Consider the following 26,245-nt stretch of genomic DNA (forward strand, 5'->3'; position numbering starts at 1 on the left):
TAGGGCCAAATATGTGATAAGGATGTGACAGCAATGAGTATCAAATCTGACAAGTGGATTCGCCGCATGGCAAGCGAGCACGGCATGATCGAGCCATTTGTGCCTGGGCAAGTTAAAGAAGTAAACGGCGAACGTATTGTTTCTTATGGTACTTCTAGCTACGGCTACGATATTCGCTGTGCCGATGAATTCAAGGTTTTTACCAATATTAACTCGACCATTGTTGACCCAAAAAACTTTGACGAAGGCAGCTTTGTGAATGTTTCTGGTAAGGGATATTGTATTATTCCGCCCAATTCTTTTGCCTTGGCCCGCACTGTGGAGTATTTCCGTATTCCGCGTAACGCCTTAACCGTGTGCCTGGGTAAATCCACTTACGCGCGTTGCGGCATTATTGTGAATGTCACCCCGTTTGAGCCTGAGTGGGAAGGCTATGTGACGTTGGAATTCTCTAACACCACGCCGCTCCCTGCCAAAATCTACGCCAACGAAGGTGTAGCGCAGGTCTTGTTCTTTGAGGCTGATGCGGATGATGTATGCGAAACCTCTTACCGTGATCGCGGCGGTAAATACCAAGGCCAAAGTGGCGTAACGCTGCCTAAGACCTAAGCTTTACGTTTCTTCCTTGCAGGCCCGTATCCGTACGGGCCTGTTTTTTGATTAATACCCCAAGGATTGCCGATGAACCCGCTTATCTCTGCTTCGCAATTACAAGAACAACAAGCCGATGTGCTGCTGATCGATTGTCGCCATGATTTAAGCAATCCGCAGGCAGGGCGCTTGGCCTATGCAGAGGGGCATTTGCCTGGCGCGTATTTCCTGCATTTGGATGATGATCTTTCTGGGCTTAAAACCGGCAAGAATGGTCGCCACCCTTTGCCTGATCCGCAAGTTCTGGCAGATAAACTGGCTAGCCTTGGTGCGAGTCGTTTCCGTAACATTGTGGCTTACGATGCGCAGGGCGGCATTTATGCCGCTAGATTGTGGTGGCTGATGCGTTGGTTAGGGCACGATCAGGTTCAGGTTTTAGATGGCGGGCTTAGCGCATGGCAAGGCGATTTAACTCAGGTTTTGCCAAAGGCCGCGCCAAGTCAATTTACCTTTGAGCTGCGCCCAGAGCTGATGGTGGATGTGAATGCGCTGCTAGCAAATATGGCGCAGCCTATTTTTACCGTGGTGGACGCTCGCTCTCCTTCACGTTTTAAAGGCGAGGGCGAAACGCTGGACCCTGTGGGTGGACATATCCCTGGTGCAATTAATCGCTTCTTTCAGGATAATCTGCAGGCCGATGGGCGTTTTAAACTAGCTACGGAGCTTAACGCCGAATGGCAGGCGGTATTGTCCGGCGTAAAGGCGTCTAATAGCGTGCAGCAATGCGGCTCTGGGGTAACGGCCTGCCATAATCTATTGGCTTTGGAGGTGGCCGGTTTAAGCGGCGCTCGGCTCTATGCGGGCTCTTGGAGTGAATGGTGCGCAGACCCGCTGCGGCCTATCTTGATCTAAAGTAAATTCTGGTGTTTTATGCCTCGCCCATGCCCCTCGATGATTGAATTGGGGGGCATTGTTGTTATTGGGTGTTTCTTTTGGGGAGAGGCACCTACACGGGAAGGGTAATTATTTAACGGGCGGTTTCAACCAACGCTCAATCGTGGTGGTGGCGCGCAGCCAGCCACGTAAGATGTCCACTTCTTCGCGCTCTAGATTAGCGCGGGTAAACATGCGGCGCATTCTGGGCATTAGGCGCTTAGGCGCGTCTGGCTTTAAAAAGCCGATGGTGGTCAACGTTTCTTCTAGGTGGGTAAAAAAGTGCTCGAGTGCATCATGCGTGGCGCTATCTCGCTCTTCGGCTAGATGGGATACATCATCCAGCAAGGTGGCGTGTATCTCATAAGCGAACACCTGTACGGCTTGGGCTAAATTCAGGCTGGAGTAATCTGGATTGGTGGGAATCGTTGCCATGCGGTTACAAAGCAAGACTTCATCAATGGTTAAGCCCGACATCTCTGTGCCAAACACTAGAGCAATATCGTGGCCCGCTTGAATACTCTGGATGATTTCTGGCGCAAGCTGCCTAGGGGTTTGTAATGGATGCGCAAGTTCTCTGCGGCGAGCGGTGAGGGCAATTTGCAAAGTGGTGCCTGCCAATGCTTCTTCCATAGTACTCACTACAATAGCGGTATTAAGCACATCATCGGCATTGCTGGCTAAGGCGGTGGCGGTTTCTGAGGGAAATTGCTTGGGGTTGATCAGATATAGTTGGCTGATTCCCATGGTTTTCATGGCGCGGGCTGTGGAGCCAATATTGCCTGGGTGTGAGGTGTGAGAAAGCACGACTCGGATGCGGGAAAGACAGCTAAGGGCAGAATTACTTGCAGGAATTGTATTCATTATGTTTATTCATTTTGATAGCACAGGTAGAATAGCGGCCAATCTTATATCGGGTAGCTGCGAGGATTGCAGTGTTGCTTTGGCCGAATTATACCGCGCTTGTGCCTTACGCTTCTTTTTTTGCTGTGCCCTCATTGATCTTTTACTTTTATTCAGGAATAGCCATGCATCCAATGCTCAACACCGCTGTGCGCGCCGCGCGCCGCGCTGCTTCAATTATCCAACGTGCATCTAGCAATTTGGATCACCTTACGGTAGAAAAAAAAGGCCAAAATGATTTTGTGTCTGAAGTAGACCGCGCAGCAGAGCAAGCCATTATCGATACCATTCTCGAAGCGTATCCAACGCATGCCATCTTGGCCGAAGAATCTGGTAGCCGCGGAGACTCAGAATACACATGGATTATTGATCCATTGGATGGCACCACCAACTTTTTGCATGGCGTTCCTCAATATGCAGTATCGATTGCGCTAGAGCATAAGGGCGTGATTACACAGGCCGTGGTTTATGATCCTTGCCGCAATGATTTATTCACCGCAACGCGCGGTGTGGGTGCTTACTTGAATGATCGCCGCATCCGCGTATCAAAAGTACGTGAATTGTCTGAAGGCTTGATCGCAACGGGTTTTCCATACACCCGCTTCGATAATCTAGAAAACTACATCAATATTTTCCGCGATATGACACAAAAATCCGCTGGCCTACGTCGCCCAGGTGCTGCGGCCTTGGATCTGGCTTATGTAGCATGCGGCCGTTACGATGGTTTCTTTGAATTTGATCTTAAAACCGTTGATATCGCAGCGGGCTCGCTCTTGGTACAAGAAGCGGGTGGTTTAGTGACTGACTTGAATGGCGAAGAAGGCTTCTTGCAATCTGGCGATATCCTTTGCGGCACACCCCGCGTATTTGGTCAAATGTTGTCGGTGATTCGTCAGCATAACGCTTAAGTTTTGCTTTGAAAGGCATTCAAAAGCCTGTGGGTACAGAGGCAAGCTAAGAACACAAGCGCATAATATTTCTGTGTGGCTCGCCTCTTAAAAAAGCGTCATCTTCGATGGCGCTTTTTTTATATGTTGTAGGGTGGCTTAGGCCAAGCTTGAAGCTGATCTAAAATGTGATCGTTTTCGGCCGTAAGCCACCATGGCGTTATGATGGCTTACGGCCAAGATATAGTCGCACTAGTATTGAGTGCCTTGATTGGCCTAGCCCCCTCGACAGATTCGCTTTGGTTTTAATGAAAATAAATTAATGGTTAAGGAGTAAAAAATGGCGGAAATTTCTAATAAAAAGAGTGAGGCTAAAAGCGCCAAGCCAACTCACACGCCATTTATGCAGCAATACCTGCGTTTAAAGAGCGATCACCCCGATAAGCTGCTGTTTTATCGTATGGGTGATTTCTACGAGTTGTTTTTTGATGACGCGGTACGCGCCGCCAAACTGCTGGATATCACCCTCACTACACGCGGCTCAACGGCTGGCGAGCCGATTAGGATGGCCGGTGTGCCTTATCACGCCGCCGAGCAATATCTGGCCCGCTTGGTAAAAATGGGCGAATCGGTGGCGATTTGTGAGCAGGTGGGTGAAGTAACGGGGAAGGGGCCGGTTGATCGCAAGGTGATGCGTGTCGTTACCCCAGGTACGCTAACCGATACCGCCTTGATGGATGTAAAAGTAGAGAACCGCCTGCTGGCACTGAGTTTTGTACGCGGCAAAATGGGTATGGCTTGGTTGTCACTAGCATCAGGTGATTTTGCCCTGATGGATAGCACACCAGAAAAGCTAGCGTCAGAGATAGAGCGCTTGCGCCCAGCAGAGATTTTAGTCAGCGATGATGCAGGTTTGGCGATGTTTGAGCATTTTCAACATGGCTCTGCCGTACTCAGAAAGCTGCCGCCTTGGCAGTTTGAGGCCGCAAGTGCGCTACGCAATTTAAGCCGCCACTTTGAAACCCATGATTTATCTGGCTTTGGCATTGTAGACGGCATGTTGGCCCTTGGCCCTGCCGGTGCTTTGCTTGAGTACGTACGCAGTACGCAAGGCGGTGCTTTGCCGGTATTGGCAGGGCTGCGCTGTGAATCGCAAAGCCAATATATTGAGCTGGACGCGGCAACGCGGCGTAATTTAGAAATCACCGAAACGATCAGGGGTGAAACTTCCCCCACTTTATTCTCCCTGCTAGATCATTGCGCCACGGGCATGGGGTCGCGCTTGCTGCGTCACTGGCTGCATCATCCACTGCGCTCACAGGGCAAAATTTTACAGCGCCAAAACGCCATTGCTGCCTTGTTGGCGACGGGGCTGTTTACATCTATCCACGCTGCGCTTGATTGCATCAGCGATGTAGAGCGCATTACCGCGCGCATCGCCTTAGCCAGTGCAAGGCCGCGTGATTTATCTAGCTTGCGAGATAGCTTGGCGGGCTTGCCAGCCTTGCTGCAGGTGTTACCAGAAGATGATTTTTTTGCGGCACTGGCTAAGGCGCTCACCCCAGACGCTCAGATCCTTGAATTGCTCAGCGCCAGCATCAAGACCGAGCCATCTGTGGTGCTGCGAGAAGGGGGGGTGATTGCCGATGGCTATAACGCCGAACTCGATGAATTACGTGCTATTCAAACGCATGGAGGGGAGTTTTTGCTGGCCTTAGAGGCGCGCGAACGTGAGCGCACGGGTATTCCCACGCTAAAGGTAGAGTACAACCGCGTGGCGGGTTACTTTATTGAAATCACCAATTCTTATGCGGGCGCGGTGCCAGATGATTATCGCCGTCGCCAAACCATGAAAAATGCCGAGCGCTATATCACGCCAGAGCTCAAGCTATTTGAAGATAAAGCCCTGAGTGCGCAAGAGCGCTCTTTGGCCCTAGAGAAATCCCTATACGAAGACCTGCTGCAACGTCTGCAGCCTTATCTGGGCGCTTTGCGCTTAGCCGCGCAAGGCTTGGCGACAGTGGATGTGTTGGCCAGCCTGAGCGATACGGCCGAGCGCGGCAATTATATTGCACCGCAATTTGTAGATGGGCAGGTCTTGCATATTGAGGCGGGCCGCCATCCGGTGGTTGAAGCGCAGATTGATGATTTCATCCCTAATGATGTTGATTTTTCCGTAGCGCGCAAATTACTGCTGATTACGGGGCCAAATATGGGCGGTAAATCTACTTATATGCGCCAAGTGGCCCTGATTGTGCTGCTAGCCCACGTAGGGAGTTTTGTTCCGGCCCAAAGCGCGGTGATCGGAAAGCTGGATCGTATCTTTACCCGTATTGGTGCTTCAGATGATTTGGCGGGTGGACGCTCAACCTTTATGGTGGAAATGACCGAAACTGCCAATATTTTAAACAATGCTTCGGAGCACTCCTTAGTATTGATGGATGAAGTGGGTAGGGGTACGTCCACCTTTGATGGCTTGGCCTTGGCTTGGTCAATTGCGAAGGCTTTAATCGAGAAAAACCGTGCTTACACGCTATTTGCCACGCATTACTTTGAGCTAACGCGCTTAGCGCAAGATTATCCAGTGGTGGCTAATGTGCATTTAGATGCGGTTGAGCACAAAGATAAGATTGTGTTTTTGCACGCCGTACAGGAAGGCCCCGCTTCGCAAAGTTATGGTGTGGCCGTGGCACAGTTGGCGGGGGTGCCCAGGGACGTGGTTAGAGCAGCAAGAAAAAAACTCCTCGAGCTAGAATCCAACAGCGTACAGGGCGGCATGCAGGGTGATTTGTTTGCAACTGCAGCGGTGGCGCAGATCGAGCCTGATCCGCATCCTTTGCTGGATGTATTGGCGAGCGTTGATCCGGATGCATTAAACCCGCGTGAGGCGCATGATTTGTTATACCGCCTTTGCGCCATGCTTTAGGGTGAATTCACTAAGTAGATAGGCAAAAGTTTTCTTGCATCGTTGTCTTGCCTTGTCGTACTAACTGTACTGCCTGCGGCTTCGACGCCTTGCCATAAAACTTTTGCACAAGTACTTACTGCGTTGTTTACGGCAACTTAAAACATAAATAGTAGTGTTTGATGTTGTAGTGAGAATCATGCGCAAAATAATTTGGCTTTTGCATATAGCTTCCTATAATTGAATTACCTTACTTTATATCTGTGTTTATGCTGCCCCAAACCGTATTTATCGGTAGCGAGTGGCATTAAATGCTTTGTTTTTTAAGTTTGTCGCAAAAAATTCGTAAGAATGTAAATTTTACCAGTTAGAATGTAAGGCTGTTTGCTAGTATGAATCCATAAGCAAATGTGCTTTTCCTAAGAGGGAGTGGCTGTGAATACGGTGTCTGATCTTACAGTGGCGGGGCGGGATAATCAGGGCAGTACTTTGCTGGAGATTGCGTCTTTTTTATCGGATGGAGCACCTAACGAGGGTTTTTCTTTAACAGAGTTAAACGCTAAAGCATCGGCTGAATTAAAAAGATTCGGTTTGGATTTACAAAGCCAATTAGCCTTGATAGGCGTCACCGTTCCTCCTGCTTTGCAGCTAAGAGGGGATGATGTAGGTGCCTTGCATGTCATTGGTGAACATGCGCTAAAATCTGAAATTGAAGTTTTTTTAAACGATAACACCCGCATCTTGAAATGGTATAAAGAAGTTGAAGTGATGCATGAAATTTTGCGCAGCACTCAATTAAGTGAAGGGCAAAGCTTGGAAAATCAGGTTTTCAACTTGGGTCTAACTAGTTTGGGCTGCGTTGCTTTTTTTTCGATGCTATAGGACTGCAGTGCCGTTAATATTTGCTTCATTCACAATGATGAAATAAACGTCAATAGCCTGCTGTTAAGAAGCTTGCCGCCGCCGAGTATTTATCGGCGGCGTTTTTATTCTGAGGGATGAATATCGTCTAAAGCGCATATTCAGGTTATAATCCTCTGTTTTTTTGGAAAGAAACGCACATGAAAACCACCCGATCACGTCGCCCCCAGCCGGCTATTGCAGAGCGTAAGGCCAGCGAGCGCACCGCGCAGGCCGCAGGTGTGGGTAAGCGTACGGGTGGCAAACCCGCCGGTGACGAATACTCAACCCGAAATCCCGCCTTTGGCAAAGCCGCTGTGACTAGTGCAAAGCCTGCCGCTGGCCGTGGCCGTAATGAGCCAGTCACGAGTACGCCCGTTGCTGGTCGTGGCCGTAACGCCTCAGCCACCAGCACGCCAGTGCCTAGCCGAGGCCGTAATGTAACGGTTGGCGCTCCTGCTACATCGCCAGCGCAAGGCCGTGGCCGCCCTGCAGCTGCTCCAGCATCAGCGCAACAAACACGCGGCGGCCAAAGTGGCCGTGGTGCTGAGTTGCCTGCATCGGCTTATGAGTCCAGAGGGCTACGCACACCGCGCTCTAAGCCTAACCCACAAGGCGGTAAGGCTGAACGCCCAACTTTTGAGGCGTACAAGGCTGTTGCTGCCGCTAATGCGGCTATTGGTGCTGGGGACGAAACACGCAAAATCAAATACAAAACGGTGAGCCGTGCTCGTCGTATGCAATTGCGCCAAGGCTCGGTTAAAGAGCTGCAAATGCAAAAAGAATTACGTGAACGCCGCGTGGCTACTACAGAAATCCCCGCTGAGCGCTTGCAAAAAGCACTGGCATTTACCGGCTATGGCTCACGCCGCGCCATGGAAGACGCTATTGCTGCAGGCAAAGTATCGGTAAATGGTAAAATTGCCGCGCTGGGTAGCAAGGTTAGCTTGGGTGACGATGTTCGCTTTGATGGTAAAAAAGTTGTATTGAAATGGCCAGATCGCTTGCCGCGCATCGTGATGTATCACAAGCAAGAAGGCGAGTTGGTGAGCCGTGATGACCCAGAAGGCCGTGTTACGGTGTTTGATCGTCTGCCACGTTTAAAATCCAGCAAATGGGTTGCCGTTGGCCGTTTGGATTACAACACCAGTGGTCTGCTGCTGTTTACTACATCGGGTGAACTGGCCAACCGCATGATGCACCCTAGCTTTGAAGTAGAGCGTGAGTACGCAGTGCGTGTATTTGGTGAGCTGACTCAAGAGCAAATCAATGAAATGCTCAAGGGTATTGAGCTGGAAGACGGCACGGCCCATTTTGCCAGCCTGCAACGCCGTGGCGGTGAAGGTTTCAATCACTGGTATCACGTAGTGCTTAAAGAAGGTCGTAATCGTGAAGTGCGCCGGATGTTCGAGCATTTTGGTTTGATTGTCAGCCGTTTGATCCGTGTACGCTTCGGTGCGATGACGCTGCCAGGTCGCTTGCGCCGTGGTCATTTCCACGAGTTAACCGAGCTAGAAATCTTGGGCGTGATGCGTTGGGCAGGTCTGAAAATTAATGGCCGTCAAGCTGACGAGTAAGCCACGATGAGTAAAGCGTTTATTCGGGAAACCGAGACAGATGATGATGAGTTACCCAGCGAGCTACGTGTGCCCGCTGGTAGCAAAAATTATATGACCCCCGGCGGCTGGCGCAAGATGAAGGCAGAATTTGCCCAGCTAGTGCAAAAAGAGCGCCCCGAATTAACGCTGCTTATTAACTGGGCGGCCTCCAATGGCGACCGCTCAGAAAACGGTGATTATATCTATGGTAAAAGACGATTGCGTGAAATTGACCGACGCATTCGTTTTTTAACCAAACGCCTTGAGCTGGCAGAAGTCATCGACCCAGAGCTGCGCGAAGCCACCGATCAAATCTTTTTTAGCGCCACAGTCAGTTATTTAAGAGAAGACAGCCGAAGCGAGACGGTGGCGATTGTTGGCGTAGATGAAACCGATATGAAACGCCACTATATTAGCTGGACCTCACCCGTTGCTAGGGCGCTGATTAAGGCGCGTGAAGGCGATGCAGTACTGTTGCGCACCCCCGCCGGAATCGAAGAGTTAGAGATTACTGACGTAAGCTATCAGGCACTAGACACTGAAATGCCTAGCTTCTAGGTATTTTGCCTGATATTTTTTAAATGGTACTTTGCACATTACTTATGCTTGCGGTATCTTCTCCGCATGGATATCTTACAGCCGCCCCGTAATAGTCTTTTTCGCCGTGTTTTGCGCAATATGATCATGCGTATTGCGCTCGCTGGCGTCTTGCTCTCGGCTTTAAGCTATTATTGGAGTTATGTTAATTTCCAAGAAGAAGCACTTGCCAATTTAGCGCAATATATATCTGCTCGTAGCCAATTAGAAAGTGAATTATTTATTCAAGCAGAAGCGAATACTAAAATTGTGCGTGATGAGTTTTTGCGTCGCTATATATTGCTCGATGATACCAATCCCGCCCCTGCATTTTATTCCCTAATTGCACAAGACAAAGATCGCATGTGGCGCGTTCGGGTGCAAAAAGATGATTTTGAGCGCAAAGCAACCATTGCAATTCTGCCCGATGCCCCAAAAACGCCTACCTTTATGCGTCAAGTATTACTGGGCTATGATGTTTTATCGCAGTATGGTCCTGCTTTTCGTAATCGCTATTACGATACATTTATTGATTTAAATGTGTCTAATGGCAGCTTAATGTATTTGCCAGATTTAAATTACGCACGTAATGGATCCGTTGCAGATTTTGCTGCTGATATAGAGGCTGAATTAGGCGCGACCCCCACAAAAAATCCCGAACGTAAAACTTTTTGGACCAGTATTTATTTTGATCGTCAAGCCTTACGTTGGATGGTTTCGGTGGTAACGCCGCTTGATTATCTAGGTAAATATATTGGTGGGGTGGGGCAGGATGTTTTATTAGATCAATTAATAGAGCGTAATAATAAAAAAAGCATTCCTGGTACTTATAATATTACGATGACCCGCAGTGGTGAGCTGATTGCGCATCCCGATAAAATGGATAAAATAACCGCGAGCCAAGGGCATTATAAAGTGCAGCAAGATCCTGTATTAAACGGGATTTATAAGGCAACCTTAAGTGCCAACCAAGATCACCGCTTCGTTGAAACTCCTGATGGTTTAAATTGGCTAGGCGTTGCGCCTATCGAAGGCGCAAATTGGCTATTTGTTACTGTTTACCCAAAAAAGCTCTTGCAGGATAAAGCCGCAAAAACGACCAGTATTGTCTTATTGCTAGGCATGTTAGCTGTAGTGATTGAGCTTTTTTTAATGACTTGGGTGCTAAAAAAAGAAGTAGCCAAGCCCTTAAATAGGCTCAATAAAGCCATTAACGCGCTAGCAACTGGCTCAGTAAGTGATCAGCTCGATATTGAACGAGCGGATGAATTGGGTGATTTGGCGCGTAATTTTGATGATATGTCTAGGACGGTGCAATTACATCGCCAACATTTAGAAAAATTAGTGGATGTGCGTACCAAAGAATTAGCCAGTCGCAATGAACAATTAGAAGTATTAAATCATTCGCTTACGCATTTAAATAAAGAAAAAAATGAATTGTTAGCCATTGCTGCGCATGATTTGAAAAATCCTGTGGCAAGCATTCAAGGGATGGCGCATTTAATTTCTATTCGTTTGGATGAATGGCCTAAGGGGCGGATATTAGATCGATTGGCGGGGATAGGCCTACTTGCCGATAGAACCCAGTGTATTTTAAGTAATTTATTAGATCATGAAGCATTAGAAAGTGGCTCAGTACAAATCCATCTGGAGTCGCTTTGCTTAAATGTATTATTGAAAGAGCTATTATCAAGCTGGGAGGAACGCCTTGCGGCTAAGCAACAGGTCTGCTTATTGGCGACGTGTAATCAGCCCGTCTGGGCGGATCGACAAGCGCTGTGGCAGGTATTGGATAATCTGCTATCCAATGCATCCAAATACTCGCCGCAGGGGAGTGTGATTCATTTGAATAGCGCGCTAGACGGGGCGTTATTGCGGATTTGCGTTGTGGATCAAGGGCCTGGCGTTGCTCCACATGAAATGTCTAAGCTATTTTTAAAATTTAGCCGCCTCTCTGCATTGCCAACGGGGGGCGAGCACACCACGGGGCTGGGTTTGTCTATTGTGAAGCGCTTGGTAGAAGCCATGCATGGCCGTGTTTATTGCCAAAGCCAGTTTGGCAGTGGTGCCACTTTCGTTGTCGAACTTCAGTCTAGGCTCTGATAAACTTCGGCCCTAACGAATTCACTATGGACCCTTTTTATGCGTCAATATCTTGACCTGCTACAGCATGTGTTAGACCACGGAGTCAGGAAAGAAGACCGTACGGGTACCGGTACGGTGAGTGTATTTGGCTATCAAATGCGCTTTAATTTAGCCGATGGTTTTCCTCTGGTGACAACTAAAAAAACCCATTTAAAATCGATCACTTATGAATTGCTGTGGTTTTTACGTGGTGAAACCAATGTGAATTGGCTGCAGGAGCGCGGCGTAAAGATTTGGAACGAATGGGCGGCTGCGGATGGCGAATTAGGGCCAATCTATGGCTCACAGTGGCGTAGTTGGCCAACGGCCGATGGTCGTCATATCGATCAAATAAGCGAAGTTGTAAAGCAGCTAAAAACCAATCCAGATTCCCGCCGAATTATTGTTTCAGCATGGAATGTGGGCGAGCTAGATAAAATGGCGTTACCCCCTTGCCACGCTTTTTTCCAATTTTATGTAGCGCCTGCACAAGCGGGTGACGCGGATCAGCGCGGCAAGCTATCGTGCCAGCTGTATCAGCGTAGCGCCGATATTTTCTTGGGTGTGCCCTTTAATATTGCGTCTTACGCCATGCTAGTGATGATGTTGGCGCAAGCTTGTGATCTGCAAGTGGGCGATTTTGTTTGGACAGGCGGCGATTGCCACATCTATAGCAATCACTTTGATCAAGTTAAAGAGCAGCTTTCCCGCTCGCCGCGTGCCTTGCCTGTTATGAAGCTCAATCCAGCTAAAAAAGATATTTTTGATTTTGAGTTTGAAGATTTTACCTTGGAAGCTTACGACCCCTATCCGGCCATTAAAGCCCCGATCGCGGTTTGATTCTAAAAGCACTCCGACCTGCAAGATTGTTAAGCAAGGCTGCGTTCTTCGCGGCTTGTGAAATACAGGTGGAATAAGGAAAATAGATGGATATTGCAATTATTGCTGCGGTTGCGCAAAACGGCGTTATCGGGATAGAAAATCGCCTGCCTTGGTCTTTGCCTGAAGATCTAAAGAATTTTAAAGCACTGACGATGGGCTCTCCTATGCTGATGGGGCGTAAAACCTTTGAATCTTTACCAGGGTTATTGCCAGGACGCCCACATTGGGTGCTGACACGTAGCCCAGAGTGGCAATCAGTTGGGGCAACGGCTTATATCAGCATTGAAGAGGCTTTGGCAGCAGCAAAGGGGCATGAGAAGCTGTTTATTATTGGTGGGGGTGAAATCTATACCCGCACTTTAGCTTTGGCCAATGTGCTGTATTTAACCGAAGTGGCATTAAGCCCCGTTGGGGATGCTTATTTTCCTGAGTTTAATCAAGCAGAATGGCAAGAAGTATCGCGGCAGCCTCAGCTAAGCGCTAAAGGAATTGAATTTGCCTACGTTGAATATCGGCGAATTTAACTTTCAGTAAAAAACCCGCTATTGGCGGGTTTTTTCTTAGCGGGAGCAAATGCTTACAAAAATCAATCCTGTGCTTCTAGCCAATCCATTAATTCCTCAAAACGGCCAATGATGACATCTGCTTCAGGCATATTGGCGGTAATGCCGTAGCCATAGCTGACAAAAGCCACCTTACATCCGGCTGCGCGTGCGGCCAGGATGTCGTTTTTAGAATCGCCCACCATTAATAGCTCAGCAGCGCTTACGCCCATTTTTTGCATGACGTGCAGTAAAGGCTCGGCATCCGGCTTGCGGGTAGCTAAAGAATCACCACTAACAATCACTTCAAATACCTGATCAATGCCCAGCTCTTTTAATAGCGGCAGCGTAAAGCGCTCAGGCTTGTTGGTGATAATGGCCAAACGATAGCCGCAATCATGCAGCTCGTTCAAGGTGTTAGCAACGCTAGGGTAGAGCTTGGTTTTAAGCGTTAGCCCTGCTTGATAATGCTGATCAAAACGTGCCAGCGCTTCCTTTTGTGCTTCGCTGCCTGTGAAGTTGGCGGCCATGTCTGCAGCCATGGCGCGGGCGACGAGGCTTTCTGTGCCATCGCCCACAAAACTCTCAATTAAGGCGATATCCAGCGTTGCAAGGCCAGCATCGCTACGAGCGGCGTTGGCGGCGTGGGCAAGATCGGGGATCGAATCGGCTAAGGTGCCATCTAAATCAAAAGCAAAGGCTCTGATACTCATGCGGGTGTGTCCAATAGGGTGAAAATATTTTCTAAGGGCCGGCCAATTGCAGCACGGCCCTGATAGATAAGAATAGGGCGCTCAATCAGCCTTGGATGCTCGGCCAGCAGCGCAATGATGGCGGCATCGTCTAGTACGTGTGCTGCGTACTGCTCTTGCCACAGCGCTTCTTTGCTGCGAACCAAGTCTAGTGGGCCAATGCCTAGCTGGCTGAGTAGCTGATGAATCTGCAGCGCATCAAGTGGCTGCTTAAGGTAGTCAATGATTTCTGGCTGTAAACCTCTGGCCGTCAGTGCAGCAAGCGCTTCACGGCTTTTAGAGCAGCGTGGGTTATGGAGTAATTGCATTACTTTGCCAGCTCAGCACGCATTTGATCGATTACCGCTTTGTAATCGGGCTTGCCAAAAATGGCGGAGCCCGCCACAAAAGTATCCACGCCTGCAGCCGCAATTTCAGCAATATTGGCCGTGTTTACACCGCCATCGATTTCTAGCCAAATCTCACGCCCTGTTTGTGCCGTGTAGGCATCAATCCGTGCACGTGCTGCTTTAGCCTTGGCTAAAACGCCAGGGATAAAACTTTGCCCGCCATAGCCTGGATTGACGGACATTAATAAAATCATGTCGATTTTATCCATAACATAATCTAAATAATGAAGGGGCGTTGCAGGATTAAACACTAAGCCTGCCTTACAGCCGTGTTCTTTAATCAGGCCAAGTGAGCGATCAACATGCTCGGAGGCTTCGGGGTGAAAGGTGATGATATTTGCGCCCGCCTTGGCAAAATCAGGAATGATGCGATCAACGGGTTTAACCATAAGATGCACATCAATGGGGGCGGTAGTGTAGGGGCGAATGGCCTCACAAAACATCGGGCCCATTGAAAGATTGGGGACGTAATGATTATCCATTACATCAAAATGAATCATATCTGCGCCCGCGGCGATCACATTTTTAACTTCTTCGCCTAAACGTGCAAAGTCAGCGGCAAGAATGCTTGGTGCAATACGAAAGTCTGTCATAACCAGCTCCATTTCAGGGTATATCACTCATTTTAACGGATACCTTACCTCTATAGCCTTGAGCTTGGTAATATTCTCTTCATCAATGACCACAAGAACTGTAAAGAATGAGTGATTCTCCTGTTTATAGCGTGTTGGTTCACGCCGAAGCGTTTTACCTTCCAGAGCAATCGGATGAGGTGGCAGATCGTTATGCCTTTGCCTACCGCATCACGATTACGAACACCGGCACCGCTGCGGCTCAGTTATTGAGCCGTCACTGGGTGATTACCGATATGGAGGATCGCATACAAGAAGTGCAAGGTGATGGCGTAGTAGGCGAGCAGCCCGTGTTAGAGCCAGGTCAGCATTTTGAATATATGAGTAGCGCCAGTATTGCAACGCCCGTAGGCTCAATGCAGGGTAATTATCGCATGCAGGCAGCAGACGGCAATCAGTTTGATGCAGAAATCCCCTCGTTTGTGCTGGCAATGCCGCGCACATTGCATTAAACGACCATGCCATAGCCGTGGCCACGCTGCCATGCGCGGTAAAATAGGGAGTAAAGGCTGGCTTGCCACTTTGCTTGTTTATCTTGGGCGTTGAGTCATATCAACGCCCACATTTATTTCATTTATTTGGAAACACATGACGCAATCTCGTCGAAATGATTGGCAGACACTATCTACTCTTTTGCCCTATCTTTGGCAGTATAAAACGCGGGTTATTCTGGCTTTATCTCTATTGATTTTGGCTAAATTGGCCAACGTCTCAATTCCTTTGGTATTAAAGGGGATTGTTGATGGCCTAGATCCTAAACACGCTCCGCTGGTATTGCCTCTAAGCCTTGTGCTCAGTTATGGCGCGTTGAGGCTCTGTGCCTCGGTGTTTGGCGAAATGCGCGATGCTGTGTTTGCTAAAGTCACGCAAGGGGCTATTCGCAAAGTGGCGATGCAAGTCTTTGAGCATTTGCACCGTCTGAGTTTGCGCTTTCATTTGGAGCGGCAAACTGGGGGTATGAGCCGAGATATTGATCGTGGCACAAAAGGGATTTCTTTTTTGCTTAACTTTACCTTGTTTAATATTTTGCCAACGCTGGTTGAAATTTTGCTAGTGGCTGGTATTTTATTGAAAAAGTATGATGTTTGGTTTTCAGTTATCACCTTTGGAACTATTGTTTTATATATTGTATTTACCCTTGGCATTACTGAATGGCGTATGCATTTTCGCCGCACCATGAATGATATGGATTCAAAAGCCAATACCCGTGCAGTAGATAGCTTATTAAATTATGAAACGGTTAAATATTTTAATAATGAGCGCTGGGAGGCAGATCGCTATGATGCCAGCCTTAAAGTGTGGGAAACTGCCGCCGTTAAAAACCAAGTTTCATTGTCATTTTTAAATGCTGGGCAAGCAATTATTATTGCGCTAGGCGTCACATTATTAGTGGGCTTGGCCGCGGATGGTGTAGTAAAAGGCACCATGACCCTAGGTGATTTAGTCTTGGTCAATGCTTTTTTATTGCAGCTTTATGCGCCGCTTAATTTTTTAGGCTTTGTCTATCGTGAAATCAAACATTCTTTGGCCGATATGGAAAAGATGTTTAATTTAATGGGCCAAAATGCCGAAGTTAAAGACATTGAAACCGCACAAATATTAAATACGCAATCAGCATCCATTTGTTTTGATCATGTTGATTTCTCTTATGAGCCTAATCGGCAGATTTTGCACAATGTGAGCTTTGTTATCCCGACAGGAAAAACAGTTGCCGTGGTAGGTAGCTCAGGCGCGGGGAAATCAACGTTATCCCGATTGCTCTATCGTTTTTATGATGTGAGCCAAGGAGGGATAAGCATTAATGGCGTTGATTTGCGTGAGCTTAATCAAGTGAGCTTGCGTGCACATATTGGGATTGTGCCGCAGGATACGGTGCTATTTAACGACAGTATTTATTATAATATTGCCTATGGTCAGCCAACGGCAAGCCGTGATGAAGTGATTCAAGCGGCTAAATCTGCACATATATACGAGTTTATTCAATCCTTACCAGATGGGTTTGATACTTTGGTTGGTGAGCGCGGATTAAAATTATCGGGCGGAGAAAAGCAGCGCGTTGCAATTGCGCGCACCATTCTTAAAAACCCACCTATTTTAATTTTTGATGAAGCCACTTCTGCACTTGATTCTCGTACCGAAAAGGCAATTCAGGCCGAGCTTAAAGAAATCTCTGCCAATCGCACCACTTTAATTGTTGCCCATCGCTTATCTACAGTCGCCGAAGCCGATGAAATCCTTGTTATGGAGCAAGGACAAATCGTTGAGCGAGGCCGCCATCGAGATTTATTGGAGCTAGGTGCTAATTACGCAAGGATGTGGCAGCTACAACAAGGCGACGAAGACAATAGTACTGATTAAGATCTCTTATTAGAACGCAGACCATGGTGATCGTGTGGTTTGCGCTTTAAGGGCCACTTCTTCTACTACCCATTCATATAAAGCATCAGGGTCAATTGCAAGTTGCCGCGCTTTAACGCTGATTTTTTCCCAAGCGGCACGTCTTAATTGTTGACGTGCTAGCTTCTTTGCTAAGGCGGATTCATCAGTTTGGCGCATTGTATGCCAAGCCTCTGGCTCTGGTCGCTCCTCATCTGGGCTGTAAAACAAAACCGAAGGATGAGGGAGTGGCTTTTTTTGATTTAAGTCTTTCAAACTGCTTGATACCTTTTGAAGGGCCATTTCTAAGAATGGTTACTTATCGATGATTCGATTAAAAGAGAAACAAGGCTACTCTCTTCAAATATCGTAAAAATGGCAAATTGAAAATAACGCTGCAAAAATTGCATGCGATCAGCTTGCTAGTGCATTTATTAAAATGAGTTACTTAGGTGTATATCTAAAAATGCATATTAATTTTGTTTATTACAATGAAGCGACACAATGGCCAAATGCTATTTAGACTTGGCAGATTAAAGACCTTGGGTCGGTGTGCCGATCAGGATTGCATGAATTGCATCCCTTACGAGATTTGCTTTCATTGATTGGCTCAGATTGTATAAGGCTCTTACATTTATTGCACCAATTCTATAGCTAAGTGGGTAAAAAAACCGAAAAAACATCAGATTTAGTCAGAGCTTAATTTGGGATGCCTTGTTGCTTTCGCAAGCAGAAGGTTCACGTAAATTTATGCTAGCAAAACACCTAAGGTAGAGACAAGGTGTCTGTGATATTTATAGCATAGCTTGATGCTGTTGTTTGTTTTTTTGTTTTAATTTTATTGCATAAAACACGGCTTAAGCTTGAATCTACATGCCGCTACTTAAGTCCCTCGATAGCGATTTTAGCGTCTCCTTGAACGCCACATTATTTATATAAAGCATGACGGCTAGTGAGGAAAGGTATTTTTTAGCGATGACTGTAGGTGCAACGAAAGCATCTACTTGTTTTTGTTGTTTTAAAAAAGAAAGAAATTAGAAAGTATTTGTGTTTAATTTGTAATTTTTGCTAATATATACCCTCTGTATAAAATCTAAATCCATCTAAGGGCTAGCATGCGTTTACTCTGTGCATTAACTTTATGTCTGATAACAAGTTACGCGAATGCGGATATCAAATCTGGCGTATATATTAATGTTGATTCAGGTTGGTCGCATTATTCTGCAGCAAAAGAAACTAACGATGTCAATGATATTAGCTTTGCCACACGAATTGGTTATCAGTTTAATCGAAACTTTGCCATTGAAGGGCAACTGGTCGGTTTGGGGTTTTCTCGCAACCTGATGCGGTTTACAACAGATCAAGAATTTACACCTAGCTATAATTATGGAGTGAATGCAGTCGGTATTTTACCGATCAATGAGCGCTTTGATTTGTTGGGTAAATTAGGTATTGGCCGCACTAGAATGGAGAGCTCTTTGCGTGCACAGTCAGATTATGATGAAACAGACGCTAATCTAGGCTTAGCACTACGTTTGGCTCTGGGTACAAGCTGGGGCATAAAGCTGGAAAGCAATTATTTTAATAAAGCAAAAGTAACGACTGCAATGCTGGGTTTTGATTGCCACTTTTAATTATTTAGCGCATTAAATGCCGGTCAATTGCTGCAAAATATATTGCATAAAAACCGGCATTTAATTTTACAAAGGCAGGGGGTGATCTTTCGGCCATAAGAGCCAAAGCTGCCCATTTTGCTTCATCTTTCCCGCTAATTCCCCCGCAGCATCTCCCGTCCCCCAAAAGAAATCAGCCCGCACCGTGCCACGAATCGCCCCACCTGTATCTTGAGCGGCCACAAGGCGATGGATTCCCCCGCCATTATCTGGCCTATCGGTAGCGATAAAAGTCATGCTGCCTAACGGGATGGTGTTTCTATCCACTGCAATGCTAAAACCCGCCGTAAGCGGTATATTTTGCGCGCCAATCGGCCCGTCATTCGAAGCGGGCAGAGTGCGGAAAAACACATAACTTGGATTGCTATCCAGTAAATTTTCTACTCGATTGGGGTGACTATCTGCCCAGCTTCTGATGGTTTGCATTGATACATCTGCAGCTTTTAATTCGCCTTGCTCAACTAACCAGCGGCCAACGGGTTTGTAAGGGTGGCCATTTTGATCGGCATAACCAAGCCTTAGCTCTTTGCCCCCGCCAAGGCGTACTCTGCCGGAGCCTTGGATTTGCAAGAACTGTACATCCATTGGGCTTTCTAACCACGCTAATACTGGCGCATTAATCTCTTTTTTAACGATGTCAGCACGGCTGTAGTAGGGCAGTAATTTATTGCCAACAATGCGGCCACGTAAGCGTTTGCCTTTAAGCTCTGGATACAGCTCAGCCAGCTCTACCGTAATCATGTCTTTGGGCGGCGCATAAATGGGGTAGCGTGCTTGAGCACTCTGCTGCAGGCTACCTGGATAAATAGGCTCGTAATAGCCAGTAATGAGGCCGGTTTGACTGCCATCTGGATTACTTAATTGATAAGGCATAAAGCGCGATTCAATAAAAGCACGCGCGGCAGAGGCGGGGAGCTCTTTGGCCTCTTTGCATAAGCCCAGCCAAGGCTCGTTTTTAAGTTTGGCACACGATTTTTGCCAAGTTGCAAAGCTGGTGGCCAAATCGTCACCAGGCCAATTGGGTAGAGCCTGCCAATCACTACGCTGATAAGGAGAGCTCGCCGCAGGCGTGGTTTGCTCAGGCGGCGTGGATGGTGTTGGAACGGGCGTTGCGCAGGCAGTAAAAAGCCCCGCAGCAAATGCAGCGAGGCTGAGGCTACGGACAGAGCGAAAATAAATCATGGTTCCTTAGGATCGAGTCCTTGTTTAAAAGCGGTAATTCCCGCTTTTTGCATTTCTAAGGTTTTGACGGTCATTTGCAACATGCCTACTTGCATAGAGAGCCACTGCTCTACGGTACGACATTCTGCAATTTTTTTATCTATCTCTTCGATAGACATGGGGGGCGTAAAAGGGTTCCCTGCGTTAGGCTTAAAAAACTGGGAAAACAAAGCAAAAGGATCGTTTGGGTTATATTCGCTCATGGTATTTCCTTTATGCGGGGCGGTGTAGGGTGGATTAGGCCGCATTGAGTGAAATCGGCCATAACCCACCGTGGCTGCAGTGGCTAAGGCAAAAAATGCCTCACCCACCCTACATCATCTTGCTTTGTTTAGTCTTTTGCCGCCGCTTCAACCGCAGCTAAAGCCGCCATATTAACGATACGGCGCACCGATGCCGTTGGTGTAAGGATATGCACCGGAGCAGCTAAGCCCATTAACATCGGCCCAATCGTCACGCCATCGCCGCATGTCATTTTCAATAAATTGAAAGAGATGTTTGCGGAATCCAGATTAGGCATAATCAATAGATTAGCTTCACCTTTTAGCGTTGAATTTGGGAATACCTGTTGGCGCACGGTGCTAGAAAGCGCGGCATCGCCGTGCATTTCGCCATCTACTTCTAGATCAGGTGCACGTTCACGTAAAATGGCTAAAGTTGCCCGCATCTTACGCGCCGAAGGCGTATCCATGCTGCCAAAGTTAGAGTGACTTAATAGCGCCACCTTAGGCTGTATGCCAAATTTACGTACCGTATCCGCCGCCATTAGCGTGATTTCAGCAAGTTCTTCTGGATTTGGATCGTGATTAACGTAAGTATCGGTAATGAATACATTGCCGGTAGGCAGTAATAGGGCATTCATTGCCGCCGTAACTTTTGCGCCGCTTTGTAAGCCAAGCACATTGCTTACATACCAGTGATGGCGTTGGTATTGGCCATAAGTGCCACAAATCATTGCATCCGCTTCGCCACGTTTTAGCATTAAAGCGCCAATGAGCGTGGTTTTACGGCGAACTTCCGCTTTTGCTAATTCTTCAGCAACACCGCGACGCTCCATAATGGAGTGATATTGCATCCAGTATTCGCGGAAACGTGGATCGTCTTCTTGATTGCACAACTCAAAATCGACGCCCGCCTTGATGCGTAAACCGAGTTTTTCGATACGGTTTTCGATAATCGCAGGGCGGCCAATGATAATTGGGCGGCAAACACCCATATCAACCACTTCTTGCACCGCATGCAAGACGCGCTCATCTTCGCCTTCGCAGAAAATAACCCGTTTATTGGCTTTTTTCGCTGCGGTAAATACAGGACGCATAAATAAGTTGGACTTATAAACAAACTGCGTCAGCTCTTCGATATACACGCCCCAATCTTCAATCGGGCGAGTTGCCACGCCAGATTCCATCGCAGCGCGCGCAACAGCAGGCGCGATTTTGATAATTAGACGTGGATCGAATGGTTTTGGAATCAAATAGTCTGGGCCAAAGCTCAGATTTTGGCCGCCGTAAGCATCAGCTACTACGTCCGATTGCTCCGCATGAGCAAGTTCCGCAATCGCGTTAACGGCCGCGTGCTTCATTTCTTCGTTAATAGTGGTGGCACCAACATCAAGCGCGCCACGGAAGATAAATGGGAAACAAAGTACATTGTTTACTTGGTTTGGATAATCCGAGCGGCCAGTACACACAATGGCATCGCTACGTGCAGCGCGTGCATCGGGCGGAGTGATTTCTGGGTCAGGATTGGCCAAGGCCAAGATCAGCGGTGTGGCAGACATTTGTAAAATCATGTCGCCAGTGACGAGGCCAGCGCCGGATAAACCCAAGAAAATATCTGCGCCAACGAGCGCTTCTTTTAAGGTGCGGGCTTCGGTGGTTTGGGCATAGCGCTGCTTGGTTTCATCTAAAGGGCCGCGACCAACATAAATCACGCCTTTAGAATCACAAACCGTCACATTGCTACGTGTTACACCCAGTGAAACCAATAAATCGAGACAAGCAATGGCTGCTGCACCGGCACCTGAGGCGACCAGTTTTACATCTGCAATTTTCTTGCCAATTAAGCGCAGGCCGTTTTTAACCGCCGCGCCAACAATAATGGCGGTGCCGTGCTGGTCATCGTGAAAAACAGGGATTTTCATCCGTTCACGCAGCATTTTTTCCACATAAAAGCACTCAGGCGCTTTAATGTCTTCTAAGTTAATCCCGCCGAAAGTTGGCTCTAATGAGGCAATGATTTCAACGAGTTTTACGGGGTCTTTTTCTTCAATTTCAATGTCAAAAACATCAATACCGGCGAATTTTTTAAATAAAACGCCTTTGCCTTCCATAACCGGCTTGCTCGCTAACGGGCCAATATCACCCAAGCCGAGTACTGCAGTGCCATTGGTGATGACCGCAACTAAATTGCCACGCGCAGTGAGATTGCGTGCTTCGCTAGGGTCTTCAACGATGGCATCGCATGCAGCCGCAACACCAGGGGAGTAGGCCAGTGCTAAATCACGTTGGCTAGATAATGCCTTGGTTGGCATAACCTGAATTTTACCTGGCTTAGGAAAGCGGTGATATTCGAGGGCTTTCTTGCGAATTTCTTCGTCCATATTTGTATCCCTTGTCAAAAGTGTTGTTCTATTGAAAGTGTGTATGCTCTCGCATCAATGCTTATTAGCTGTTGTTCTATGCACGCTTCTAAGTAGATGCTTTCTTTAAGCATGTTGTAATCAGGTGTTTCAGTAGTTGTTAGAATTACATTTAAAACTTAATAGAAACCCCTTCATTGCCTAGCCAGCTTTTCAACTCTGCCAGCAACTCATCGCGCAATGTTATTCGCCAGCTTTCACCCAGTGACAAGATGCATGCCGCATCGGTATTTTGGTAATCCACTTCAACGGGGCATTCGCCGCCGCGATGTAATGTTAGCAAGCTTTTAAGACGCTGAGCATCCATGCCTTGTTTCATTGCTAGTGTCATGCTGCGTGCAAAGCGGCTGCGTGCTTCGGCGATATCATAAATAGTATCGGCAATAATGCGTAAGCCTCCTGAAAAGCGATCTTCAGAAATCTTACCCTCGATGACTAAGAGGGTATCTTCTTTGATTTTGTTCCGGTTGGCTTCAAATACTTCAGAATAAACCGTGACATCGCGGCGCGATTTGCCATCATCTAAAGTCACAAAAGCCATACGGCCTCGGTCGCCGTTTTTAATGCGTAATGCGCTAACAATGCCGGCAATCATTTGCGGCGTGCGGCTTGGCTCTAACCGCTCTAAAGATGATTTAATAAACTGACGAATTCCTTTGGCGTGCGCATCAAAAGGGTGGCCAGAAATATAAAAACCAACGGCATTTTTTTCTTCGGCAAGCTTTACTCGCTCATCCCATTCCGGCACTTCAAGCACAGCCACTTGCGGTACATCAACGGCTTCTAGCATATCAAATAGACTAGATTGATTTTTATTGGCCGCGTCACTTTCGGCAAGTGCCATTGCTTGTTCCACATTGGCCATGAGGCGAGCACGATGTGGATCAATTTTATCAAATGCACCGGCACGAATCAGCGCTTCTACTGTACGTTTATTGACTTCGCGCTTTTCAGTACGATGGCAAAAATCATATAAATCTGTGAAAGGGCCGTTGGTTTCACGTTCACGCACAATCATCTGTACCGCAGATTCCCCTACGCCCTTGATTGCACCGAGCGCGTAGCGGATTTCCTTACGTGAAACAGGTACAAATTTATGAAAGCTATGGTTAACATCCGGCGGCAATAAAATCAGCTTGTTGGTTTCAACGCTATCGTCGTAAAACACTTTAAGCTGATCGGTGTTGTCCAGTTCCGAGCTCATCGTGGCGGCCATAAACGCCGCGCAGTGATGCGCTTTTAGCCATGCGGTATGGTAGGAAACCACCGCATAGGCGGCCGTGTGGGATTTATTAAACCCGTATTCGGCAAACTTAGCCATCAAGTCAAATAGCTGTTCAGCAAGCTTGGGATCGTAGCCTTTGAGCGCGGCCCCTTGGGCGATTTTCTCGCGGTGCTCGGCCATCTCTTCGGCTTTTTTCTTACCCATGGCGCGGCGCAACATATCCGCACCGCCAAGGGTGTAGCCGCCAATAATTTGCGAAATCTGCATCACCTGCTCTTGATACACGATCACGCCGTAAGTGGGGTCGAGACACGCCGTTAGATCGGGGTGAAAGTAATCGACTTCTTCCAGTTTATTCTTACGGTTGATAAAGGTATCAACCATGCCTGAGCCCAAAGGGCCTGGGCGATAGAGCGCCAATACCGCAATAATATCTTCAAAACGATCGGGTTTTAGCTTGGCTAAAAGGCGTTTCATTCCATCCGATTCCACCTGAAATACGGCGGTGGTATTGGCATCTCTAAATATTTTATAAGCGGCGGGGTCTTCAAAGCCCAAGAGCATTAAATCGGGGGCGCTGCCTTCCATGCTGCGAATGTAATTTAGCGCTAACTCGATAATGGTTAAGTTGCGCAAGCCCAAAAAGTCGAACTTAACTAAGCCCACTTTTTCAACGTCGTCTTTATCTAGCATCGAAACCGGTGCGGAATCCGCGCCAGACGCCAGATAAATGGGGCAAAAATCGGTGATCTTGCCCGGCGCAATCAAAACGCCCCCAGCGTGCATGCCGATATTACGCGTAAGGCCTTCTAGCTTTTTGGCCAGCACCCACAGCTCTTTGACTTCGTCTTCGTTTTCTACGCGCTGTTTTAAGATGGGCTCCATTTCTAGCGCGTCATCAAGGCTATATTGCTTACCAGGTGCGGCAGGGATCAGCTTGGATAAGCCATCACAAAACATATACGGCAGATCTAATACGCGGCCAACGTCGCGCACTACGGCTTTGGCCGCCATCGTTCCGAAGGTGGCAATTTGGCTAACCGCCTCAACGCCGTATTTTTCGCGCACGTATTCGATCACTCGCCAGCGGTTTTCTTGGCAAAAATCGATATCGAAATCGGGCATGGAGACGCGTTCTGGGTTCAAAAACCGCTCAAACAACAGGGCGTAGGCGGTGGGGTCGATATCCGTAATGCCAAGGCTGTACGCCACTAAGGAACCCGCACCTGAGCCACGCCCAGGGCCGACCGGACAGCCGTTGCGTTTTCCCCAGTAAATAAAATCGGCCACGATCAAGAAATAGCCGGGAAAACCCATTTGCACGATGGTATCGGTTTCAAACTTAAGCCGATCCAGATAGCGTGGGCGCTCTGCATCACGCTTTTCCTGATCTGGATAGAGCAGCAGCAGCCGCTCTTCTAAGCCACGCTTGGCCTCAAAAATCAGGAAATCATCGAGCGTCATTCCGTCTGGCGTTGGAAAATCCGGCAGGTAGTTTTTACCTAGGACGATGGTTAAATTACACCGCTCGGCAATAGCCACTGAATTAAGCAGCGCCTCTGGAATATCCGCAAATAGCTCGGCCATTTCAGCTGCAGATTTAAAATATTGTTCCTCTGTAAATAAACGCGGGCGGCGCTTATCCGCCACCATATTGCCCTCGGCAATACAAACGCGAGCCTCGTGCGCTTTGTAATCATCCCGATCCATAAACTGCACCGGATGGGTGGCCACCACCGGCAAATCAAGATCGGAGGCTAAATCCAAATGACCTTGCAGGCTTGGCTCGGCGCTAGGGAAGCCCGTGCGCTGTAGCTCAAGGTAAAAGCTATCAGGAAAAGTAGCTGCCCACCAGCGTGCAGCGGCCAGTGCGGCATCGTATTGACCGCCAATCAATAACTGGCCAATTTCGCCTAAAGCTGCACCAGACAGACAGATGAGCTGGCTATTGTCGCCTTCCGTTAACCATTCTTTTTTAAGCTCGGCACGGCCACGATATTGATTATTACGAAAGGCATTAGATAAAAGATCGCAAAGGCGGCCATAACCTGCACGGCTTTTACAAATCAATAAGACGCGAAAGGGCGCATCTCTTTCATCAGGATTTTCTATCCAAGCATCCACCCCCACAATGGGCTTAATCCCCGCTTCGCGGCAAGCCTTATAGTGTTTGACGATGCCAAAGAGGTTCATTAAATCCGAAACCCCAAGCGCAGGCATGCCTCCAGATTTAGCGGCTTTAACCGCATCATCTAGACGTACGATGCCGTCGGTAACTGAAAACTCGGAATGGAGGCGTAAGTGGATATAGCGTACGACGGAGTCGCTCAGCATGGAGGGCAAATTCATCCGTGTATTTTATCACTCAAAAGCCATATCGCCACTCAAAGATGAAGGAGATAATTTCACGCTCTAAACGGCATGGCTTGAGCTAAAACGCTGTTGACATTTTTTTGAATCTTGAGGCAAAAATACGAGTGTTTGTGAAACATGCA

General features: G+C 47.8%; 22 protein-coding genes. 13 read left to right on the forward strand and 9 right to left on the reverse strand.

Going from position 1 to position 26,245, the window contains the following annotated elements:
- Window positions 1-33 precede the first annotated feature (33 nt).
- Complete coding sequence (gene dcd, locus R6242_RS16970) at window positions 34-609, forward strand: dCTP deaminase (RefSeq protein ID WP_046350061.1); 576 nt, start codon at window positions 34-36, stop codon at window positions 607-609.
- Between the two features lie 72 nt (window positions 610-681).
- The gene (locus tag R6242_RS16975) at window positions 682-1,503 is read left to right on the forward strand and encodes a sulfurtransferase (protein ID WP_318429035.1); all 822 of its coding nucleotides are present in this window, start codon (window positions 682-684) and stop codon (window positions 1,501-1,503) included.
- A gap of 111 nt (window positions 1,504-1,614) precedes the next feature.
- Here R6242_RS16975 and R6242_RS16980 read toward each other — a convergent pair whose 3' ends face one another.
- On the reverse strand, window positions 1,615-2,388 hold the full coding sequence (locus tag R6242_RS16980; protein WP_318429038.1) for an RNA methyltransferase: 774 nt from the start codon (window positions 2,386-2,388) through the stop codon (window positions 1,615-1,617).
- A gap of 164 nt (window positions 2,389-2,552) precedes the next feature.
- Between R6242_RS16980 and R6242_RS16985 the strand changes: the two genes are divergently transcribed.
- The 8 genes from R6242_RS16985 (at window position 2,553) to R6242_RS17020 (ending at window position 12,823) form a co-directional block, all read left to right on the forward strand.
- Window positions 2,553-3,335: an inositol monophosphatase family protein gene (locus R6242_RS16985; RefSeq protein WP_318429042.1), complete on the forward strand. Its 783-nt coding sequence runs from the start codon at window positions 2,553-2,555 to the stop codon at window positions 3,333-3,335.
- A 319-nt stretch (window positions 3,336-3,654) separates the two neighbouring features.
- Window positions 3,655-6,240, forward strand: a complete 2,586-nt coding sequence (mutS, locus tag R6242_RS16990; protein ID WP_318429045.1) for a DNA mismatch repair protein MutS — start codon at window positions 3,655-3,657, stop codon at window positions 6,238-6,240.
- 468 nt (window positions 6,241-6,708) lie between these two features.
- Window positions 6,709-7,101 (forward strand): hypothetical protein, encoded by a 393-nt coding sequence (locus R6242_RS16995; RefSeq protein ID WP_318429048.1) that lies wholly within the window; start codon window positions 6,709-6,711, stop codon window positions 7,099-7,101.
- 179 nt (window positions 7,102-7,280) lie between these two features.
- Window positions 7,281-8,696 (forward strand): 23S rRNA pseudouridine(2605) synthase RluB, encoded by a 1,416-nt coding sequence (gene rluB, locus R6242_RS17000; protein ID WP_318429050.1) that lies wholly within the window; start codon window positions 7,281-7,283, stop codon window positions 8,694-8,696.
- A gap of 69 nt (window positions 8,697-8,765) precedes the next feature.
- Window positions 8,766-9,275, forward strand: coding sequence for a transcription elongation factor GreB (gene greB, locus R6242_RS17005; RefSeq protein ID WP_318429101.1), 510 nt, complete (start codon window positions 8,766-8,768; stop codon window positions 9,273-9,275).
- A gap of 66 nt (window positions 9,276-9,341) precedes the next feature.
- Window positions 9,342-11,396: an ATP-binding protein gene (locus tag R6242_RS17010; protein ID WP_318429053.1), complete on the forward strand. Its 2,055-nt coding sequence runs from the start codon at window positions 9,342-9,344 to the stop codon at window positions 11,394-11,396.
- A 39-nt stretch (window positions 11,397-11,435) separates the two neighbouring features.
- Entirely contained in the window at window positions 11,436-12,257 is an 822-nt protein-coding gene (locus R6242_RS17015) for a thymidylate synthase (protein WP_318429056.1), read from the forward strand.
- A gap of 86 nt (window positions 12,258-12,343) precedes the next feature.
- Window positions 12,344-12,823, forward strand: a complete 480-nt coding sequence (locus R6242_RS17020; RefSeq protein WP_318429058.1) for a dihydrofolate reductase — start codon at window positions 12,344-12,346, stop codon at window positions 12,821-12,823.
- 62 nt (window positions 12,824-12,885) lie between these two features.
- Here the strand turns inward: R6242_RS17020 and R6242_RS17025 are convergent, their stop codons facing one another.
- The 3 genes from R6242_RS17025 to rpe are packed head-to-tail and all read right to left on the reverse strand — an operon-like array spanning window position 12,886 to window position 14,575.
- Window positions 12,886-13,554, reverse strand: coding sequence for a phosphoglycolate phosphatase (locus R6242_RS17025; protein ID WP_318429060.1), 669 nt, complete (start codon window positions 13,552-13,554; stop codon window positions 12,886-12,888).
- Window positions 13,551-13,901, reverse strand: a complete 351-nt coding sequence (gene arsC / locus R6242_RS17030; protein ID WP_318429062.1) for an arsenate reductase (glutaredoxin) — start codon at window positions 13,899-13,901, stop codon at window positions 13,551-13,553. Before arsC ends, R6242_RS17025 begins: the two co-directional genes overlap by 4 nt.
- Complete coding sequence (gene rpe / locus R6242_RS17035; RefSeq protein ID WP_293933264.1) at window positions 13,901-14,575, reverse strand: ribulose-phosphate 3-epimerase; 675 nt, start codon at window positions 14,573-14,575, stop codon at window positions 13,901-13,903. Before rpe ends, arsC begins: the two co-directional genes overlap by 1 nt.
- Before the next feature lie 107 nt (window positions 14,576-14,682).
- Here rpe and apaG point away from each other — a divergent pair, with 107 nt between their 5' ends.
- Together apaG and R6242_RS17045 are read left to right on the forward strand one after the other, a co-directional pair.
- The gene (gene apaG / locus R6242_RS17040; protein WP_293933262.1) at window positions 14,683-15,066 is read left to right on the forward strand and encodes a Co2+/Mg2+ efflux protein ApaG; all 384 of its coding nucleotides are present in this window, start codon (window positions 14,683-14,685) and stop codon (window positions 15,064-15,066) included.
- 136 nt (window positions 15,067-15,202) lie between these two features.
- Window positions 15,203-16,972, forward strand: coding sequence for an ABC transporter ATP-binding protein/permease (locus tag R6242_RS17045; RefSeq protein WP_318429065.1), 1,770 nt, complete (start codon window positions 15,203-15,205; stop codon window positions 16,970-16,972).
- A gap of 9 nt (window positions 16,973-16,981) precedes the next feature.
- Here R6242_RS17045 and R6242_RS17050 read toward each other — a convergent pair whose 3' ends face one another.
- Window positions 16,982-17,266, reverse strand: coding sequence for a hypothetical protein (locus R6242_RS17050; protein WP_130107821.1), 285 nt, complete (start codon window positions 17,264-17,266; stop codon window positions 16,982-16,984).
- Window positions 17,267-18,105: 839 nt separating this feature from the next.
- Between R6242_RS17050 and R6242_RS17055 the strand changes: the two genes are divergently transcribed.
- Entirely contained in the window at window positions 18,106-18,624 is a 519-nt protein-coding gene (locus R6242_RS17055; protein ID WP_318429068.1) for an outer membrane beta-barrel protein, read from the forward strand.
- A gap of 66 nt (window positions 18,625-18,690) precedes the next feature.
- On the opposite strand, the gene R6242_RS17060 is transcribed toward R6242_RS17055, so the two are convergent.
- The 4 genes from R6242_RS17060 to dnaE all read right to left on the reverse strand — a co-directional run bounded on the left by R6242_RS17060 (window position 18,691) and on the right by dnaE (window position 26,099).
- Entirely contained in the window at window positions 18,691-19,845 is a 1,155-nt protein-coding gene (locus R6242_RS17060) for a murein transglycosylase A (RefSeq protein WP_318429070.1), read from the reverse strand.
- Window positions 19,842-20,087 carry a PhaM family polyhydroxyalkanoate granule multifunctional regulatory protein gene (locus tag R6242_RS17065; protein ID WP_318429072.1) on the reverse strand — a complete coding sequence of 82 codons (246 nt, stop codon included), beginning with the start codon at window positions 20,085-20,087 and terminating at the stop codon, window positions 19,842-19,844. The genes R6242_RS17060 and R6242_RS17065 overlap by 4 nt, the downstream gene beginning before the upstream one ends.
- 128 nt (window positions 20,088-20,215) lie before the next feature.
- Window positions 20,216-22,486, reverse strand: coding sequence for an NADP-dependent malic enzyme (locus R6242_RS17070; protein WP_293933252.1), 2,271 nt, complete (start codon window positions 22,484-22,486; stop codon window positions 20,216-20,218).
- A 151-nt stretch (window positions 22,487-22,637) separates the two neighbouring features.
- On the reverse strand, window positions 22,638-26,099 hold the full coding sequence (gene dnaE / locus R6242_RS17075; protein ID WP_318429075.1) for a DNA polymerase III subunit alpha: 3,462 nt from the start codon (window positions 26,097-26,099) through the stop codon (window positions 22,638-22,640).
- Window positions 26,100-26,245: the final 146 nt, after the last annotated feature.

Origin of the sequence: Iodobacter sp. CM08, assembly GCF_033446605.1 — a bacterium.
Lineage (GTDB): Bacteria > Pseudomonadota > Gammaproteobacteria > Burkholderiales > Chitinibacteraceae > Iodobacter.